This is a genomic window from Paenibacillus sp. MABNR03 (assembly GCF_050455445.1).
Lineage (GTDB): Bacteria > Bacillota > Bacilli > Paenibacillales > Paenibacillaceae > Paenibacillus > Paenibacillus xylanilyticus.
Genome location: NZ_JBCIYR010000006.1, coordinates 75,570 through 89,606 on the forward strand (window position 1 = coordinate 75,570; position 14,037 = coordinate 89,606).

At 49.0% G+C, this 14,037-nt stretch carries 16 protein-coding genes; 13 read left to right on the forward strand and 3 right to left on the reverse strand.

Going from position 1 to position 14,037, the window contains the following annotated elements; translation table 11 throughout:
* Window positions 1–181 precede the first annotated feature (181 nt).
* Both AAIH57_RS24580 and AAIH57_RS24585 read right to left on the reverse strand, forming a co-directional pair.
* Complete coding sequence (locus tag AAIH57_RS24580; RefSeq protein ID WP_413037143.1) at window positions 182–814, reverse strand: DUF5317 domain-containing protein; 633 nt, start codon at window positions 812–814, stop codon at window positions 182–184.
* Between the two features lie 236 nt (window positions 815–1,050).
* Window positions 1,051–2,493: a hypothetical protein gene (locus tag AAIH57_RS24585; protein WP_430023345.1), complete on the reverse strand. Its 1,443-nt coding sequence runs from the start codon at window positions 2,491–2,493 to the stop codon at window positions 1,051–1,053.
* A 278-nt stretch (window positions 2,494–2,771) separates the two neighbouring features.
* On the opposite strand from AAIH57_RS24585, the gene AAIH57_RS24590 reads away from it, so the two are divergent.
* The 6 genes from AAIH57_RS24590 to AAIH57_RS24615 all read left to right on the forward strand — a co-directional run bounded on the left by AAIH57_RS24590 (window position 2,772) and on the right by AAIH57_RS24615 (window position 9,019).
* Window positions 2,772–3,803, forward strand: a complete 1,032-nt coding sequence (locus AAIH57_RS24590; RefSeq protein ID WP_430023347.1) for a BMP family lipoprotein — start codon at window positions 2,772–2,774, stop codon at window positions 3,801–3,803.
* Between the two features lie 290 nt (window positions 3,804–4,093).
* A complete protein-coding gene (locus AAIH57_RS24595; protein ID WP_430023349.1) occupies window positions 4,094–5,593 on the forward strand; it encodes an ABC transporter ATP-binding protein in 1,500 nt (499 codons plus the stop codon).
* The gene (locus AAIH57_RS24600) at window positions 5,590–6,657 is read left to right on the forward strand and encodes an ABC transporter permease (RefSeq protein WP_430023351.1); all 1,068 of its coding nucleotides are present in this window, start codon (window positions 5,590–5,592) and stop codon (window positions 6,655–6,657) included. The genes AAIH57_RS24595 and AAIH57_RS24600 overlap by 4 nt, the downstream gene beginning before the upstream one ends.
* Window positions 6,641–7,564: an ABC transporter permease gene (locus AAIH57_RS24605; protein ID WP_413037138.1), complete on the forward strand. Its 924-nt coding sequence runs from the start codon at window positions 6,641–6,643 to the stop codon at window positions 7,562–7,564. The genes AAIH57_RS24600 and AAIH57_RS24605 overlap by 17 nt, the downstream gene beginning before the upstream one ends.
* A gap of 23 nt (window positions 7,565–7,587) precedes the next feature.
* The gene (locus tag AAIH57_RS24610; protein ID WP_430023353.1) at window positions 7,588–8,259 is read left to right on the forward strand and encodes a sulfite oxidase-like oxidoreductase; all 672 of its coding nucleotides are present in this window, start codon (window positions 7,588–7,590) and stop codon (window positions 8,257–8,259) included.
* A 1-nt stretch (window position 8,260) separates the two neighbouring features.
* Window positions 8,261–9,019 carry a nucleoside phosphorylase gene (locus tag AAIH57_RS24615; protein ID WP_430023355.1) on the forward strand — a complete coding sequence of 253 codons (759 nt, stop codon included), beginning with the start codon at window positions 8,261–8,263 and terminating at the stop codon, window positions 9,017–9,019.
* A 123-nt stretch (window positions 9,020–9,142) separates the two neighbouring features.
* Here the strand turns inward: AAIH57_RS24615 and AAIH57_RS24620 are convergent, their stop codons facing one another.
* Complete coding sequence (locus AAIH57_RS24620; RefSeq protein ID WP_175395859.1) at window positions 9,143–10,027, reverse strand: LysR family transcriptional regulator; 885 nt, start codon at window positions 10,025–10,027, stop codon at window positions 9,143–9,145.
* Between the two features lie 105 nt (window positions 10,028–10,132).
* Here AAIH57_RS24620 and AAIH57_RS24625 point away from each other — a divergent pair, with 105 nt between their 5' ends.
* The 7 genes from AAIH57_RS24625 (at window position 10,133) to AAIH57_RS24655 (ending at window position 14,013) form a co-directional block, all read left to right on the forward strand.
* Window positions 10,133–11,023, forward strand: a complete 891-nt coding sequence (locus tag AAIH57_RS24625) for a DMT family transporter (RefSeq protein ID WP_175395858.1) — start codon at window positions 10,133–10,135, stop codon at window positions 11,021–11,023.
* Window positions 11,024–11,205: 182 nt separating this feature from the next.
* Window positions 11,206–11,721 (forward strand): HXXEE domain-containing protein, encoded by a 516-nt coding sequence (locus AAIH57_RS24630; RefSeq protein ID WP_430023358.1) that lies wholly within the window; start codon window positions 11,206–11,208, stop codon window positions 11,719–11,721.
* A gap of 32 nt (window positions 11,722–11,753) precedes the next feature.
* Window positions 11,754–12,365: a hypothetical protein gene (locus AAIH57_RS24635; RefSeq protein WP_430023360.1), complete on the forward strand. Its 612-nt coding sequence runs from the start codon at window positions 11,754–11,756 to the stop codon at window positions 12,363–12,365.
* Window positions 12,366–12,452: 87 nt separating this feature from the next.
* The gene (locus AAIH57_RS24640; protein ID WP_175395855.1) at window positions 12,453–12,635 is read left to right on the forward strand and encodes a hypothetical protein; all 183 of its coding nucleotides are present in this window, start codon (window positions 12,453–12,455) and stop codon (window positions 12,633–12,635) included.
* 99 nt (window positions 12,636–12,734) lie between these two features.
* Window positions 12,735–13,223: a GNAT family N-acetyltransferase gene (locus AAIH57_RS24645; RefSeq protein WP_175395854.1), complete on the forward strand. Its 489-nt coding sequence runs from the start codon at window positions 12,735–12,737 to the stop codon at window positions 13,221–13,223.
* 136 nt (window positions 13,224–13,359) lie between these two features.
* Window positions 13,360–13,761, forward strand: coding sequence for a metal-sensitive transcriptional regulator (locus AAIH57_RS24650; RefSeq protein ID WP_175395950.1), 402 nt, complete (start codon window positions 13,360–13,362; stop codon window positions 13,759–13,761).
* Window positions 13,762–13,812: 51 nt separating this feature from the next.
* Window positions 13,813–14,013, forward strand: coding sequence for a copper ion binding protein (locus tag AAIH57_RS24655; RefSeq protein WP_175395853.1), 201 nt, complete (start codon window positions 13,813–13,815; stop codon window positions 14,011–14,013).
* Window positions 14,014–14,037 lie beyond the last annotated feature (24 nt).

Sequence of the window (14,037 nt, forward strand, 5' to 3'; positions counted from 1 at the left end):
CATAACAAGTTACTTGGCAAAAATCCAGAAAGAAAAAACAGGCCGTTGGCAGCCTGTTTGTCTTGGTTGGCGAGTATATACTAGCCGCCCAGCTTGTATCCCGAAGTCAACGCGACAACGACTGAAGCTACGATGATTGCATTGATGACGATTCGGGAATATTTAATGCCTTCGAATTTTTTCATGGAAAAGACCTCCCTTCCTTGGAGTCTGTCCTAATCTCTTCAGGCCGGATGGATGCCGCTGGCGGTACAGCCTTGCCGGAACGATTCACCATCATGTACTGGATAAACAGGAATATACCAATGTTCATGACCACATCGCCGATGCTGATCACCTGGGTCCGCGGGTAGGGGCTGGAGAGCGGGATGATATCACCCAGGAAGGAAAGGTGGGTAGATGCATCCATCATATAATGTTTCGACACCGCTCCACCTTCGCGAAGCATGTCCACATAATAAGGTCCGAGTACAGCAGAAGCCTCTACGGAAACAGGCATGCGTCCACCATTCACCGCCATGACGATGAAATTGAGGAACACGCCGATCCAGATCAGCGTAAAACCTCGGTGATGCCGGTTCAGCCACAAAAAGGCGAGACCTGTGACGTAAACTGCCGCAAAAAGGTACCCATTAATGGATGCAATCCAGTCCAGTCTCTCCTGCAAGAAAAAGATCAGGAACTGGGCAAGCAGCAACAGTGGGAAAATCCACCCGCCGCGAAGTTGAAGTGTTGCGAACTGATGGAGACCATACCGGTACCCGCCCCGGAACAGTCCAATGATCAAACCGAGCAGAATGCCGTCATATACCATGATTAACTCCTGTCATACAGTTATGTTTGATTGCGGTTTCTTATTGTTGTACCTATGTTATTCGACCTTTTACTGGTAAATCCTGCAAAGGGAGAACGATTTTTAAGAAGAAATTTGCAAAAAAATAAATGAAAAGCCATCTTTACGAACCAACGGATGAATCTCACCGCACAGTTCGGTAAAAATGGCTGTTTTTACGCCAAAATACGAGAATATCAAGGGCAATGCTTATTCTGTTACTCCGATTCCCCGTTCAAATAATTGAAGAATGGCTGATCCACCCAGAAGTTGTAACGGGTAATGTCGGCATCAGGAGCAAGTTTCCGGAAACCTTGCTGAATTGCTGAGGCATTCTCCTTCAATGAGAAGGATTGTGCATAATAGTTGCCGAGTGAGATTTTGTTGTTGGTAATGACCGGGTAGTCCTGAATAGCTGTCGGTGAATAATACAGCGGCTGCCACCAAGAGGCATGAATGAGAGCAGAGGCATCGTCACTGTTCTTTTTGGCGTATTTTAGAATAATGTCGTTGAAGCGGGTTTTGTCTGCCGTGTTGTTAAATTCAAATTGAATGTCATATTCCTTGGCATAAGCAATATAATTGCCGTTCTCGATTTGGGTCACTTTGTAATCCGGCGTTTCTTTGGGCTCGCCCCATTCCTTCAGATAAATGAAGGCAGATGTCTTCGGCTGGAATTGCACATCGGCGTCAATGCCCTCGCTCCGAAGCAGACCAATCAATTGTACGGCGTGTTTGATATCGTCATGTCCGTAAGTCAGAGTCAGCTCATCAATAAAGTTGGAATCGAAGCGGCTGTCCTTCAGGTTGTAACCTGTAACGAGGTCATCCCGGAGCGCCTGATCTACAATCTCTCTTAATTCTGGTGCTTCAATCAGATCCGCTGTGCGATAAGCGGCATACAGTTTCGAATAGATATCGGCATCGCCAGAACGCCCAATCTCATGCTTGTATTTCCCTTGACTGGTCAATACCCGTCCAAGCAGGACGTTGGCAAAATCGGAACTTGCCGCACCGCCCTTACGCAGAGCAGGGTACAGACTTTCCGGGATCAGGCCGGTATCAATGGCGGCGGCGAGTTCCTGAGCAGCTTGGCCTTGGACGCGGCCGGGGCTAATGCCGAGCTTGGTGAGAGCCTGTGTTGTTTTTTCTGCTGGGTATGTATACGCAAGTTCCTTGAATCCAGCGGCCTTGACGGCGATGAATACGGCAGCATAGGTGCTCAGGGTGTCACCAGCACGCACTTCCGTTCCGGACAGGACACCATTGTTATGTAAGGTAACTGCTGCATCATAAGTTGAATCTCCCAAGCTCAGATCGGTAAAGGCAGGAGCCTGGGTCTGACTGTCACTGTTTTCTTCCGAAGCTTCATCAGGTTGCTCCCCTTCAATAATGGCTGCTATGGCCTGAATGAAATCACCCTTGGTTAACTGCTGCGGCAATTGGATGCCGTACTTGGCTTGCAGGAACTGGGCGTAATCAGCCGCACTCTCGGTGTATACAGATGGAGTTGGAGTTACGGTTGCTTTTGCAGTCAGTGATGCGGATGGTGTGACGGGTGAAGCGGATGCTGTGGAAGCAGAAGCGGGCAAGCTGAGGCTTCCGATGGTAACCGGAGCGGCGAGCAGGGCCGCCAAGGTGAACTGGGTGATCTTTTTCAAATGAATAGCCTCCTTAAAATGTGGTTGGAAAATGAAGTGGTTTGCGCTATAATTCTGACAAAACCGATAAGGATTCAATAATTGGATTGACTTTAGCATGGAGAAGCTCTTCATGTCAACGGGAAAAAAGCCTGTTATAAAGCGCTTTCGAGAGTGTCTCGGCATGCAAATAAACAATTATATTTAATTTGAGTCTTTGTGCTCAAAGATTTATTGACAAGGATCGACAGTATCCGCTAGGATATAAAAAAAGAATGTGGAAAAGGGGAATTTTCAAAATGAAAAGAGGCTTATCGTTCGTCTTATCGATCATCATGTTGGCAGTTTTGTTGGCGGCTTGTGGGACTTCGGCTTCCAAAGACGAACAATCGGCCCAAGGTGGCGAAAGTGAAAAATCACTGCGCATGGCACTCGTACTTCCTGAAAAAATCGGGGTAAACCCGTTCTTTGTACAAATGGATGAAGGTTTCAAAAAAGCAGGTGAAGAGTTTAAGGTAGATACCAAAACGATTGAATCCACAGACCCGGCAGCATTTGAGCAAAATCTGCGTGCTGCGGTTGCGGAGAACTATGATCTGATTATTACGGCAACATTCCAGGCAGAGGATGCACTGAAAAAGGTTGCTGCCGAGAATCCGGACAAGTCCTTTGCCATCGTGGATACAACGGTTGATCTGCCGAACGTACGCAGCGTTGGTTTCCGTGAATATGAAGGAGCATACCTGCTTGGTGCGGCTGCCGGACTGTCCACCAAAACGGATAAAGTCGGCATGATCGCAGCGATGGACGTTCCATTGATCAAGAAATATACCGAAGGTTTCAAAGCGGGACTGGAATCCGTTAATCCGGATGCAGAATTCCTCGTAAACTACGTTGGTGGATTCAATGACGTAGCCAAGGCGAAAGAGCTGGCTTTGGTTCAATTCGGCAAAGGTGCTGACTTCATCGCTGGTGCATCTGCTGTAGGTGATCTGGGCGTATTTGAAGCGGCGAAGGAAAAAGGCTTCTATACTTCCGGCCAGGATACGGACCGTACGGTTGAAGATCCGGAGCATATCGTATTATCTCAATTGAAATCTACAGATACGGTTGCTTATCAAACCGTGAAGGATTACGTGGAAGGAAACTTCCAAGCAGGCGCTGTAAACTACGGCCTGAAAGAAGATGGTGTTGGTTTAACTTTCGTTACACGTGATAGCGAGTCCGCACTGAGTGATTTTGTTGGACAAGAGGTTATCGACAAGGTGAAAGCAATCAAGGACGATATCGTATCCGGCAAAATCGTTGTGAAAGATCCATTGCAACAATAGCATTGATTGTTTCATGGAATTGTAATGATCAGCCGGCTGCCCGATCAGGCAGCCGGTTTTGCTGCTATTAAATAACCTGTATATGTTCAAATAACCGTTTACACGACAACGGAGAGGACAGAAAAAACCTGAAGAAGCGGTGCGCTCGCGTTTATCTGCGGATTTTACCTTTTAAAAAGGAATCAAAAAATCTGGGGATAACAGTGATCGGAAGGTTGTTCTGTCATCGTAGTGGCCAGTGTAATATCTTTAGTTGAACTTATATCGACCGAGAGGAGCGAACGCGAGATATGCTGTTGGAGATGGATCAGATTACGAAGAAATACGGCGGCTTCACCGCCAATCGGGACATCCGTTTTAATTTGCGTGAGGGAGAGATTCATGCTCTCGTTGGTGAGAATGGAGCGGGTAAAACGACCCTGATGCGCATGCTCTACGGAATGGAGCAGCCAACGTCAGGTACGATCAAAGTCCGTGGGCGCGAGGTCAGCTTCGCCACCCCGTCTCAGGCCATGGCAAGCGGCATTGGTATGGTGCATCAGCATTTCATGCTGTTTCCTTCCTTTACGGTGGCCGAAAACATTGTCATTGGCCGCGAGCCGGCGGCAGCGGGCGTGTTTGACCGCAAACAGGCAGCCGCTCAGGTGAACGAACTGGGCAGGAAGTATGGCATGCCGGTTGACCCGTGGAAAAAAGTATCCGAGTGTCCTCTCGGCTTGCAGCAGCGTGTGGAAATTCTCAAGGTGCTGCATCAGGGTGCAGATATCATCATATTGGACGAGCCTTCAGCGGTATTAACACCGCTGGAAGTCAAAGAATTGCTGGCGAATATGAAATCCCTTGCCAAGCTGGGCAAGACGTTTGTATTGATTACGCACAAGCTGCAGGAAGTCATGGACGTAGCAGACCGGATCACCGTTCTTCGAGATGGTCAGGTAACGGGAACATTGGAAGCGAAGGACACCAATGTGGAGGAGTTATCCCGCTTGATGGTTGGCCGTGAATTGGTCCGACTGAACAAGCAGCCATCCGTTCCTGCAGAAGCGGTACTTCAGGTGGACGGAGTAAGCTTGTCCGGAGCAAAGGACCGGTCTGCGCTTAAGGATATCCATATGGAAGTTCGAAAAGGCGAGGTCGTTGGCATTGCGGGCATCTCAGGTAACGGTCAGTCCGAACTGATCCAGGTCATTGCCGGACTGCGCAATGCAGACAGCGGCCGTGTTCTGCTCTCAGGGCAGGATACAACGAATTGGCCTGTCCGCCGCATTCGCGAGCATGGACTTGCTCACATTCCCGAGGATCGGTATATGTGGGGAGCGGCCAAGGATGCGAGTGTTCGTGAGAACGGACTCATGGGACATCATCACCGGCTGCAGACGAGGGGTGTCATCAAGGCCAAGGCCGCACGAGCCATGGTGGAGGGCTGGATCAAGCAATTTAGCATCAAGACAGGTTCAGCGGAGACGAAGGCACAGTTCTTGTCCGGAGGTAATCTGCAGAAGCTGATTGCTGCGCGTGAATTCGCACAGGATGCACCGTTTTTGATTGCGGCGGAACCTACTCGGGGTGTGGATATCGGAGCAATGGAGACAATCCATGCCGAGCTGCTTCGCAAGCGCAATGAAGGTGCTGGCGTGCTGCTCGTTTCCTCCGAGTTGTCCGAGATTCTGCAATTATCCGATCGGATCATTGTGATGTATGAAGGTGAGATCGCCGGGGAACTGAAGGCGGACGAAGCCACAGAAGAACAGATTAGCTTGTTGATGGCAGGAGGGAAAGAGCGGATATGAATCGGGTAAAAGAAACACTTCGCGGTCTCGTACAGCCGCTGCTTGCCATATTGATTGGTTTGCTTGCAGGAGCTGTGGCCATTCTGGTCGTTGGCGGGAATGTATTGGATACGTACGCAGAGATGTGGAAAGGGGCCTTCGGCAACTTTTACTTCTTCACCAATACACTGGCTCGTTCGACACCCATTATACTTGCTGGACTGGGCGTAGCACTTGCATTCCGTGCTGGATTTTTCAACATGGGGGCGGAAGGCCAGATGATTCTCGGGGGACTCAGTGCCGCGCTGACGGCGCTCTATCTGCCAGGCCCGGGCTGGTTTGTCTGCATTGCAGCCATTGTGGCGGGAATCCTGGCCGGAGGGATCTGGTCGGTGTTTGCAGGTTGGCTGGATGCCAGGTTTGGCATGAACCTGTTGATTACAACATTGCTCCTCAACTATATTGCCATTTATTTTGGCGGATACATGGTATCCTACCCATTCAAAGATCGTACCGGATCCGCAGCAATGGCTCAGACTCCGATGATTGATCAGGCTGTCTGGCTGCCGAAGCTCTTTCAGGGCATGGGGCTTCATGCCGGATTTATCATTGCCATCGTAGCTGCAATCCTGATCTACTGGTTCACACACAAAACCGTAACCGGTTATGAGATTCGAATGCTCGGAAGCAATCCATCGTTCGCGACTTACGGCGGGGTACGCCGAATTCGGATGATGATGCTGTCCATGGTGATCAGCGGTGGACTGGCGGGTCTGGCGGGTGCTGGCGAAGTGCTGGGAACGCAGTATCGTTTCCTGGACGGATCACTGTCATCCGCAAGTTATGCATGGAGCGGTATCATGGCGACACTGCTTGCCCGCTCGCACCCGCTCGGTACCGCTGTAGCGGCGATCCTCCTTGCTGCTCTGCAGACAGGCGCAATGGGCATGGAACGGAATACGGATGTGCCACTTGAAGTGGGCAGTGTGATCCAGGCCGTGCTGACGTTATTTGTATCAGCCCAGATCGGGTATTCATTCCTGAAGCGGAGAAAGGAGAAAAAGTCCAATGCAGCAACTGTTTGATGCAGCCATGTTTGGCTCTACCTTGCGGATTATGACTCCGATCCTGCTTGCAGCGCTCGGCGGAGCATTATGCTCCCGTGTCGGCCTTTTCAATGTGGGTCTTGAAGGACTTGTTCTGATCGGCGCCTTCTCCGCGATCGTCGGTAACTATTTGTTCGGTAACGTACTTCTGGCCGTTTTGTTCTCTATTATTATCGTCATGTTATTCTCGGCACTGTTTGCCTTTATCAGTATTAATCTGAAGGCCAACGCCATCGTGGTCGGGATCTCACTGAACTTCCTGGCGACAGGATTAACGACCTTTGCACTGCGGGCCATTTTTGATGTGAAGGGTGCATACTACGACAAGGATATGGTGGGACTTCCAAAATGGGATATTCCCCTCATTAAGGACATTCCTTGGGTTGGCGATGTAATCTCGGGGCATAGCCCGCTCGTGTATCTCGGAATCATACTCGTTATTGCATTACAATTTTATCTGTTCAAAAGTGTGTCCGGTTTCCGCCTGCGTTCCGTGGGTGAGAATCCCATCGCGGCGCAGAGCATCGGTATCAAGGTGCGCGGTATTCAGTATGGTGCAGTTCTGATGTGCGGTATCCTGTGTGCCCTTGCTGGCGCTCAGTTGTCTCTAGGTCAGGTTACAATGTTCACCGAGGGTATGACCGCAGGCCGCGGCTTTATCGCATTGGTCGCTACCATGCTCGGACAAGCAAATCCGCTTGGTGTAATGGGCTCCAGTGTACTGTTCGGCTTCATGGAAGCACTCAGCATTCGTCTGCAGGGCTTCTCCCTGCCAACGCACTTTACGTTGATGCTGCCGTATATTGTGACGCTGGTTGCGATGTTCTTTTTCAAAGACCGTACCTACGCGCAAGATGCACTGAAAGCGGGCGGAAGCTCGCGTTAATGTAAAAAGAAGGAGGGTTAACATTGCATAACAAGGCTGAACGTCTGAAAAAAACCAAAACTCCAGCACCCAAAGCGGGTGCTGAGCATGGAGATCGGCTGCCGCCGGGACAGATGCTAACCGAGAAATTCCCGATTTTGCATGAAGGTGAAGTTCCGGAATACGACTTGTCCACGTGGGATCTGAAAGTGTTCGGCGAGGTAGAGGAAGAGAAAGTGTTTTCCTTCGCCGAGCTTCAGGCCATGCCGCAGGTAAATACCGTAAGTGATATTCACTGCGTAACCCGCTGGTCGAAATTCGATACACCGTGGGAAGGCATTCGTTTTTCGGATTTCATCAAGCTTTTGGGCGTCAAACCGGAGGCCAAATATGTCATGATCCATGCCGATCATGATTATGAGACGAATGTTCCACTCGAAGAATTGCTGCACGACGACGTATTGCTTGCTTTTAAATATAACGGCGAGCCGCTTACACCGAAGCATGGCTACCCGCTGCGCCTGGTGGTGCCGCAGCTGTATTTCTGGAAGAGTGCCAAATGGATACGCGGTCTGGAATTCATGACAGAAGATCGTAACGGATTCTGGGAGAGCAACGGGTTTCACCACTTTGCCGATCCGTTCAAAGAGCAGCGCTTCTCGGGCGAAGATCTGCCGATTCCGGAAGACGAATGGACGAAGAAGGAGTTTGATTAACATGTTGATGCCCATTTTACAGATTCATTCGGAGGACATGCCTGCTTATGCCATTGTCTGTGGTGATCCCGCTCGTGCCGAGAAGATTTCCCGTAAGCTGGAGCAGGCAAGAGAACTGGCGTTCAGCCGGGAGTATCGCACATTCGTGGGGCTGTATGAAGGTGTGGAGATGGCTGTTGTCAGCCATGGCGTTGGTTCACCGGGGGCAGCTGTCTGCTTCGAAGAATTGATTCGTGCTGGGGTGACTACCCTGATTCGTGTCGGAACAGCAGGTTCGTATACTGCGGATTACCCGGCAGGCAGTTTGATTGTCAGTACGGCAGCGGTCCGCTCGGACGGATTGACCCGTCAACTGGTGCCGGATGGTTTCCCTGCGGTTGCTGATATCGGAGTTACACAGGCATTGATTGAAGCTGCACAGGAGAAAGGGAATGCCGACGCGGCAACTGCTGCAGGCAAAGTCGGCGTAGGCATCACAGTGACACTGGATGCGTTCTTCACAGGGGTGGAGGAGATTCCTCACCGCAAGTATAAACAGGCTGGTGCGCTTGCAGCCGAGATGGAAATTGCGGCACTCTACATTGTCAGCACATTGCGCGGTGCACGTTCCGGAGCGATTGTGGCGATCGATGGTTTCGCGGACAGCGATCTGGCGGCCGAGTATGATCCGCATACGGATGCAGTAGCACATGCAGTTGAACACGAGATGAATGCGGCTCTACGTGCGCTTGCTGCGCTCGCACGCCAAGATCAGGCGTAGGCATCGCTCATCGGGGTGCAACGTAAGGTAAAGTAAAGCTCCATCTGAAATGGTTGGTTTGAAAAAGGGACGTTCACTTGGTCATGTTGTATGACGTAGTGAACGTCTTTTTTATATCGCGAGTTACTTCCCGAACAAGTGCTGCGCCGTCTCGATAAACAAACGGGATGCCGGGGAAGCTTCCACCAGGGATGGGACAGCAATCTCAATATTGCGATAAGCCTTCGGTTCGGTAGGGACTGCTTTTACACCAGGAGGCAGCCAGGAAAGAGAAATGGCAGGCAGCAAAGCGGTACCCAGTCCCTGTTCAATCATGCTAAGGCAAGTGTTGACGTTATGCACAATAAACCCGAATTTGAGCTCCGCTTCCGCCCGTCTGAACAAATCCACAATGGGCACTTCGTATCCGCCATTGCATATAATCATCGGATGTTGGTTCAGCCTCTTCACCGGCAGGATCTCCTGATCCGCAAATGGCTCATCCTCCCGAAACACAGCCAGCATCTCTTCATTATACAGCGGCAGCGTCTCATAAGCCCTATCCAATGGTTCCTTATCTGTCACAATAATGAGAGCAACATCAATAGAGCGTGAATTAAGCCACTCCTGAATCTCATGAATATTTCCCTCATGCAGCTCAAACTCAATGTGCGGATAGCGGTCACGGATGGAGCGGATAATTTTGGGCAGCAGATGGGCAGATGACATGGGAAAAGAACCAATGCGAATGGTACCAATCTCAAGTCCTTTTTCAGCCGCAACAACCTGTTGAACTTTATCGTATTGCTGCAAGATCCGACGGAAGATGACCAATATTCGCTGCCCCACATCGGTAAGTAAAATTCCGTTCCGCCGATCCCGTATGATCAGGGTGACGTCCAATTCATTTTCAAGAGAAGAGATGGCCCGGCTGACCGCAGGCTGCGTCATATTCAGTTCCTGTCCTGCACGGGTGAAACTTCCGGTTTCGGCAACTTTCACGAACAACTGTAATTGTGAATTGGTCATAACTAATATGGTATGCTCCTTATGATTAACATGCATTTCAATTATTTCGGTGACTATTGTATCATGGAGACACGGAAACGATCAACGGATAGGAGAGATTGACTTATGGCTTTATCACGTGCAAAAGCAGGCTGGGTCCTGGCTTTTCTGGTACTTATGTGGGGAGTAAACTGGCCCCTGACCAAATATGCGTTAAATTTCACACCACCGCTTTTGTTTGCAGGCATGCGACTGTTAATTGGCGGACTGTTGCTTGGTATCTATGCTTTTCCACGGTACAAAACGCTGCGGCTCCGGGAAACCTGGCATATCTATGCTATCTCTGCGGTGCTGAACATTATTTTCTTCTACGGCTTTCAGACCGTTGGTCTGACGGAAGTGCCCGCAGGTTTATTTTCCTCCATTGTGTTCCTTCAGCCTGTGCTGCTCGGGATCGGGGCCTGGCTGTGGCTGGGCGAGTCGATGTATGGATTGAAAATCGCCGGACTGGTTCTCGGGTTTGCCGGTGTGGCGACGATCAGCATCGGCGGCATGACAGGCAAAGTATCCCCCGAAGGGGTTATGCTTGGACTGTTTAGTGCGATCAGCTGGGCGATTGGGACCGTATATATGAAGAGAACATCAACGAAGGTGGACGGGATCTGGATGACGGCGATTCCGATTCTGCTTGGCGGGGTTGTCCTGACGTTAACGGGTACAGCCACAGAGAGCTGGGCTGAAGTGCAGTGGGTACTTCCTTTTATACTGGATATGCTGTTCATTTCAGTGTTTGTCATTGCAATGGGATGGCTCGCGTTCTTCAAACTGGTCAGCTCCGGTGAAGCCAGCAAGGTGGGATCCTTCACATTTCTGATTCCGCTGATTGCTCTGTTATGCAGTGTACTGTTCCTTGGGGAATCGGTGACGGTCAATCTGATCGCAGGTTTAGTCATGATTATAGCCAGCATTCTGCTCGTAAATCTAAAGGTAAAGGGCAGCAAAGTCGCAAAAATATAAAAGCTAGTGGTGAACCTCCTCGATCCAGCTTTCCAGCTGGGCGGGAGGCTCGCCACTTTTTTATTATTAAGTGAATGAATTATAATTCCATGCCAAGAAGGGGGAGAAGGTGTGGAGTAGCGAATTAGTTTATGAGCATACAGAATTTAACATGATCTAACGAGGAGGTGTTTTATTAACCCATGTCGCTTACAACACTCATCTGGTTATTTCTTGTCACTTTTCTGCTTCATGATCTCGAAGAAATCATTTGGGTAGGTCCCTGGATTCGGAAGAATAAAACAAAAGTTCTCCAGCGTGTCTCGCCAAGGGTCTCCAAACGTCTGGAATCCATGCTGCGGATCAACAGCAGCCAGTTCGGTGTGGCTGTACTGCTGGAATTTGTCGTCTTCATACCCTTTGTGTATATAGCTGCAGAGTATGGACATTATTTTATGTTTTTGGCTTTTAATACACTCTTTTTGCTGCATGTATTTACACATATCGGGCAAAGCTTGTACCTGAAAATGTACACCCCGGGGGTAGTCAGCGCAGTATGTATCACGTTGCCGTACGGCATGTATCTGTTTTACCGATTTCTGAACGAGGGAATTGTAACTTGGGGGGAGGTATTGGTAAGCATACCAGTGGGACTTGTAGTTCTGCCCATTGTTATGTTGGGTCACGAACTTGGACGCAGACTTATACCGGATACATAATAGAATTTCATTAAACAGGAGGCGAATGGAATATGGGGTGGAGTGAATTTCGTGCAATTCCTTTTGAATATAATGATGAGGTGCGGCAGATTGATGAACAACTGCTTAGACTGGTCGCTGCACGGAAAAATATTACGGGAGCGGTTCAATACCATCCGCCTCAAGAGATTATAGATGAATGGGTAACATCACTGGATATGAAGGAAGAAGACATCCGTTATGTTATTCGTAATGTTCAACCCATGCCGCAGATGCAGTTCTTCCCGCGCGAAGAACTGCCATTGATCGGTGTGGTGTCAATTATGAAGAAAGCAGTAATCGATTCATGCGAGTACCTCATAACCCATTCCATGCAATATGAGACAGAGAGCATAGTTCATCTGGAGATTCAATATAAAGGGAAGGAAGCTGAGCGTGTACATGTGGTACCACATCTGGCGCTAGAGATTATTAGTGGGCAGGGTTATATGACGATGAGACATAGCAGTCGTGGAGGGGGTGGCGACACACAAATGAGTTTTCGCGTGGTTCCCGCCCTGCCTTCCTCTCTGGAAAATATTCAATTCTCACTGATCCCTTCAATCCCGGAGTTGGAACATAAGATAGAAGAAGTCATATTGGACAAACAGGTGGACTTCGAATAGCACATATGGCGAATGGGAATGAAAAAATTGGGTAAGTTATATAAAGGAACATCATTATGATGATGAAATATAAAGGAGGACTCTAGAATGACACAGAATAATCAACCTCAAGATGAGGCGGAAATTCGCAACAAGCTGGACGAAGACGGGGATTCCTTGATGGAGAAAAAGAAAATCATGAACGGCGTAGATATCGAGCCCGAAGCGGATGATTGGGCTGCGAAGCCATCACCGGTTGCATTTGATGAGGGGAAGTCCTCCAAAGAATAAGACGAAACGAAAGAGTCGTTTCTAACCAAAGCAGATACCGCCTGAGGTATCTGCTTTATTTTGTTATATAATAATGTAAATTCAAGCAAGGAAGGTGTGATGAGAGTGGATCGTATCCATATCAGAAAGGCAGAGGCTCGAGACTATCCGGGCGTATCGCTGCTAATGAATGAATTGCATCAGATGCATGTTGAAGCTCGGCCCGATGTGTATAGAGCATTGCAATCCAGGATGGAGAAGCAGGAGTTTGTAGAATTACTGGATACGGACATGCGATATCTATTTGTTGCTGAGTCATCAAGCACAGGTAGAATTCTTGGTTACGGAAGTGCACAATTAAGTTTGATACAAAATGTGGATCTGCTGTGTGATCGCAAAATACTGTATATCAATGAATTAGTTGTTGGAAGCGGTCAGCGGGGTCAGGGGACAGGGAAGAAGTTGATGCACGCGCTGATTGAAATGGGCAGGGAGCTCCAGGCAGACAGTGTTGAATTGACGGTATCTACATTTAATACGGGAGCACAGGCCTTCTATGAACAAATGGGTCTGTCTGTCCGAAGCAGCAGGATGGAGTACATACTGTAGCAGTTTCTTGCACATTTTAAAATAATACGGGATTACAAGAGGACTTTTGGCGAATAAATAAATTTATATTTAACGCTTGAATACCCCCATGGGGTATGTTACACTGTGAAAAGAACGAAGAAAAGGGGTGTTCATGATGGATCATCAGAGCCATCCCAAGGAACCCTTGGAACCATCAGTAACAAACCAGCCGGAAGCGGCTGTACCGCCCGATCAACAAGCGGCTGCATGTCATTCTGAAGGCAGTGACGGGAAGCATGTGCGCAAGAGCCATCACTCGCAGGAGATGAAGGGTAACTTGATATCCCGTTTGAACCGGGTAGAAGGACAGATCCGCGGGATCAAGGGACTGATCGAGAAGGACACGTATTGTGACGATGTGCTTACCCAGATTGCGGCTGCGCAGTCTGCGCTCAATTCAGTGGGCAAGCTGCTGCTTGAAGGTCACATGAAGAGTTGTATCGTTGAACGGATCCAAGCGGGGGAACACGAGGTTGTAGATGAGCTGTTGGTTACGGTAAGGAAATTGATGAAGTAATGATATGCAGAATGAAGTAATCATTTATATATGCCAAGGAGGAAATGAATTATGTCTAACGTTACACTGAATGTTACTGGAATGTCGTGCAACCACTGCGTGAAATCAGTCGAAGAAGCTGTGAAAAGTGCGGGTGCCAAAGGACAAGTGGATCTGGCAGCGGGAACCGTTGCAGTGGAATATGATGAACAGCAAGTCAATGTGGAGCAGATCAAGGCTGCCATTGAAGATCAAGGATACGATGTAGTCTAAGAAGTTGGCTTAAATGGTGTTCTC

Excerpts from the sequence above, each read along its gene's own strand:
- AAIH57_RS24580 (WP_413037143.1), bottom strand. The coding sequence starts at position 814 with ATGGTATATGACGGCATTCTGCTCGGTTTGATCATTGGACTGTTCCGG.
- AAIH57_RS24590 (WP_430023347.1), top strand. The coding sequence starts at position 2,772 with ATGAAAAGAGGCTTATCGTTCGTCTTATCGATCATCATGTTGGCAGTT.
- AAIH57_RS24595 (WP_430023349.1), top strand. The coding sequence starts at position 4,094 with ATGCTGTTGGAGATGGATCAGATTACGAAGAAATACGGCGGCTTCACC.
- AAIH57_RS24600 (WP_430023351.1), top strand. The coding sequence starts at position 5,590 with ATGAATCGGGTAAAAGAAACACTTCGCGGTCTCGTACAGCCGCTGCTT.
- AAIH57_RS24605 (WP_413037138.1), top strand. The coding sequence starts at position 6,641 with ATGCAGCAACTGTTTGATGCAGCCATGTTTGGCTCTACCTTGCGGATT.
- AAIH57_RS24615 (WP_430023355.1), top strand. The coding sequence starts at position 8,261 with ATGTTGATGCCCATTTTACAGATTCATTCGGAGGACATGCCTGCTTAT.
- AAIH57_RS24620 (WP_175395859.1), bottom strand. The coding sequence starts at position 10,027 with ATGACCAATTCACAATTACAGTTGTTCGTGAAAGTTGCCGAAACCGGA.
- AAIH57_RS24625 (WP_175395858.1), top strand. The coding sequence starts at position 10,133 with ATGGCTTTATCACGTGCAAAAGCAGGCTGGGTCCTGGCTTTTCTGGTA.
- AAIH57_RS24630 (WP_430023358.1), top strand. The coding sequence starts at position 11,206 with ATGTCGCTTACAACACTCATCTGGTTATTTCTTGTCACTTTTCTGCTT.
- AAIH57_RS24635 (WP_430023360.1), top strand. The coding sequence starts at position 11,754 with ATGGGGTGGAGTGAATTTCGTGCAATTCCTTTTGAATATAATGATGAG.
- AAIH57_RS24640 (WP_175395855.1), top strand. The coding sequence starts at position 12,453 with ATGACACAGAATAATCAACCTCAAGATGAGGCGGAAATTCGCAACAAG.
- AAIH57_RS24645 (WP_175395854.1), top strand. The coding sequence starts at position 12,735 with ATGAGAGTGGATCGTATCCATATCAGAAAGGCAGAGGCTCGAGACTAT.
- AAIH57_RS24650 (WP_175395950.1), top strand. The coding sequence starts at position 13,360 with ATGGATCATCAGAGCCATCCCAAGGAACCCTTGGAACCATCAGTAACA.
- AAIH57_RS24655 (WP_175395853.1), top strand. The coding sequence starts at position 13,813 with ATGTCTAACGTTACACTGAATGTTACTGGAATGTCGTGCAACCACTGC.